Here is a 3,082-nt window from a genome sequence, read left to right as displayed (position 1 = left end):
GTCGGGTGTCGGCGACGAGCGTCGGACGGGTGGAGGGTGCTGCGGTAGCGGCAACGGCCGTTGCCGGCACATCGGCAACACGTTTGTGTATTGCGGCATCCCGGCCGCCCCTTCGTGTCGTTGAATCAGGGGGTGACGAAGAGGGCGACGCCCGCATGAGCGGGGACGAGAACGAGGACGTGTCGGGCCGGGACGCGGTCGAGCCGGACGCGGCGCGCTACGGGGCGGCGATGGAGGCGTACTTCGAACGTGGTGACGACTCGCGCCGCGAGTTCGCGAGGAAGGCGTTCCTCAGCGCGTCCTCGGTCACCCGCTACTTCAAGGGGCAACGCGTCGCACCCCGCGACTTCCTCGACAAACTCGCGACCTTCCTCACCGACCGCGGCACCCCGCTCACGCCCCAGGAACGCGCCGACCTCGAACGGTTGCGCACCGCCGCCCTGGCCGGCAGCACCCGACAGGGCAACCAGATCCTGTACTGGAAGGAAGAGGCCACCCGCCTGGCCGCCGCGAAGGAGGCCCTCACCACGCGATGGCACGAGGAACGCCAACGCGACACCCTCGACCACCAACGGGCGGCCGAGGCCCTGGGCGCCCTCGAACTCGAGATCGCCGAACTCCGCGAACGCCTCGAACACACCGAAGCCGCCCGCGCCCAAGCCGAGACACAACGCGACACCCTGCGCGACCGGACCCGCGAACAGGACCGACAACTCCACGCCTACGCCGCCTACACCCGCGAGAACGAAGGCGAACTCGCCGAACAACGCGCGACAATCGAGGCACTGCGCCGGGAAGTGGGCGTCCTGCGCCACCAAGTCGACGTCCTCGGCGAGGAGAAGCGGCGGCCGGCCCCCGCCCGGGAGCGTGTTGCCCGAGCGGCAACGCAGGTCACGGCGGACAACCCAGGGAGCCCTGTGCCCCGGTCTCGACCGCTTCTCGGCGCGGAGGACGGCGTCACGGCCCTCCGCTACGGGTACGGGGTTTCGACCCGCCCCGCGGCCGAGGTGTCGCCCGAATTCCTCGACAAGACGCACCGGCTGCTGGAGGAGGGGCTGCGTATACGTCGGGCACGGAGGGACCCCACCGTTGATCCGAGGTATTACAAGAGGCGGTTCAGGATCAGAAGAGTGCTGCTCTGGCTCGGCCTGGCGTGTGTGGCCCAGATCGTGCTCGCGATGCTACTTCCCCACCAGCCGAACTGGCGCGTCACCGCGTTCCTGACGTTCGTGCTGTGGGGCTTCGTCTTGTTCTCCCTGGAGGACGCCACCGGGGTCGAAACCTATGCGGGAATGCTGCTCGTCCTGCAGCAACACTCGTGGCAGGCATGGCCGTGCCACCAACGGGTGCAAAATGCGGAAAGCCAGGAGCCCACCCGTTATTACTTCGACCTGCTGGACCCGGAGGGTCGAACGGTCGCCGCGTTCTACAGTTCAAAGTCGCTGAAAATTCCCGCCCCGGCATCATCGGTGACGCTCGTGTGGGTCGCGGGAGACTTCGAATCCCCGTGTGTGATCGCCGTTCCCTGCCCCACTTCCCCGGCAGGGGGCGAATCGGTCCTCGTCACTCCCCATCACAAGTCGTCCGGCGGCAGGCTCTCGCAGCGCCTTCGGGGAGAACTCGCAGGCCCCTTACGACGAGCGCGAAACACACAGATCGATTGATGGGTCACCAGCGCGCTGAAGAGCGTCAGTGGTTCGTGTCCAGAGTGATCACCCGACTCCCGTAGGCCGTTCCTGACTCGGATATCCACTCTTATCCGAGGCGGATAGCCGCAACCGGATATCCGAAGCGGTTTCAGGTCGTCGGGTCACGCACGGACGGGCTTGTGGTCGTGGAGTCCGCCAAACTGCACATGGTGGACGCCCTCGGCGATGGGTCGGGAGAACCTGCCGACCCATCGCCGAGGGCGTCCACGGGCGACCACCGGGTGTCGTCCGTCCATACGACGTTCTCCAGCACCCGGATGTCGGTGAATTCCATCCCCGCGAGGTCTTCGCCCGTCCACGGTCCGCTCAAACACCCGACGAAGGTGCTTGGTCACCAAGCCCTCCGCCTGCTGCGCGGTTCCGCGCAGACGCGTCATGCGGCGGTCCAAGACGCGCAGGGTGCTCAAGGGATCCCCGGTGAGGGTCCGCCGCGTGGTCGAACAGCAGCATCGCCCAGTCGAGTTCGGCGAACGCCAGCTCGTCCGTCTCGTCCCGGAGGTCGTCCCCCTCGATGCCGTTCCGCAGAATGCGAACGGAGCGTCCGGCGTCGAGGACGGACTGTGTGACGCGGCTGGTCTTACGGTTCCAGGCGTTCTCGATCGCGTCGAGGGCGCGGGCGTACTTCGCCGGGTAATCGAGGAGCCGGTGATCCCCCACATCGACGACGTCGAACTCGGCTGCGGACGTTGGGTGTTGGCTCGGTGGGCCTGACCGACCCCACAGAGATCGCATACTTCCTCGCCGGCGGCCCCGAAGGCACGCCGCTCGTGGAACTCGTCCGCGTCGCGGGCACCCGTTGGGCGATCGAGGAGGTTTTCCAGGCCGCGAAGAACGAGTGCGGCCTCGACAGGACCATCGCGAGCATCGCGCTGGCCGTCTCGATGACCTCGCGGAGATAGTCTGCCTCGGCTTGGAGGTCGGTGGGCCCAAGCCTGCGCGGCCAGTTGCCGAATTCGTCGTGTGGGCCGCCGTTGTAGTCCCTCAGGCCCTTGGCGACCGTGAAGTCCTGCCGAACGGCCCCGGTACCTGGCGCACGGCTTCGGTGTAGGAGACGCCTTGGGCCTCGGCGAGCTGGCGGGCCGTCTGCTTGCGCGCGTTGTTGCCGGATTTGGTCACGTGCGCTCCAGACCGGGGCCTGCACTCCCCGCAGGAGCGAGGAAGGTGGTCCATCGTCGCGTGGGCCCAAGGGGCCTTGGCTGATCGATGCGTCCGTGGTGCAGCACGGATGCGACGGCGGGGCGTATACGGCTTGCGGGACCGAGCCTAGGAAGTGTCTTCAAAGTGGGCGTCTGAGCCAGAGCAGGATGGACACGATGGTGATCGCGGCGGTGAACGAGGAGGTGGTCTTGTCGTAGCGTGTGGCGATTCCGCGG

General features: G+C 67.4%; 3 protein-coding genes and 1 pseudogene. 2 read left to right on the top strand and 2 right to left on the bottom strand.

Annotated elements, in window-relative coordinates:
• The first annotated feature begins 155 nt into the window (after positions 1–155).
• Entirely contained in the window at positions 156–1,664 is a 1,509-nt protein-coding gene (locus GT354_RS20695) for a helix-turn-helix transcriptional regulator (RefSeq protein WP_161357831.1), read from the top strand.
• Positions 1,665–2,015: 351 nt separating this feature from the next.
• On the opposite strand, the gene GT354_RS20690 is transcribed toward GT354_RS20695, so the two are convergent.
• Positions 2,016–2,366, bottom strand: a complete 351-nt coding sequence (locus GT354_RS20690) for a hypothetical protein (protein ID WP_161357830.1) — start codon at positions 2,364–2,366, stop codon at positions 2,016–2,018.
• Between the two features lie 18 nt (positions 2,367–2,384).
• Here GT354_RS20690 and GT354_RS52670 point away from each other — a divergent pair.
• Positions 2,385–2,557 (top strand): annotated as a pseudogene (locus GT354_RS52670) (IS701 family transposase); the annotation flags it as partial.
• 133 nt (positions 2,558–2,690) lie between these two features.
• On the opposite strand, the gene GT354_RS55830 reads toward GT354_RS52670, so the two are convergent.
• The gene (locus GT354_RS55830) at positions 2,691–2,825 is read right to left on the bottom strand and encodes a hypothetical protein (protein WP_272923856.1); all 135 of its coding nucleotides are present in this window, start codon (positions 2,823–2,825) and stop codon (positions 2,691–2,693) included.
• Positions 2,826–3,082: the final 257 nt, after the last annotated feature.

The sequence above is a fragment of the Streptomyces sp. SID3343 genome (assembly GCF_009865215.1).
Lineage (GTDB): Bacteria > Actinomycetota > Actinomycetes > Streptomycetales > Streptomycetaceae > Embleya.
Note: the sequence above shows the minus strand (reverse complement) of the source record. Positions and strands in the feature narration are given on the sequence as shown.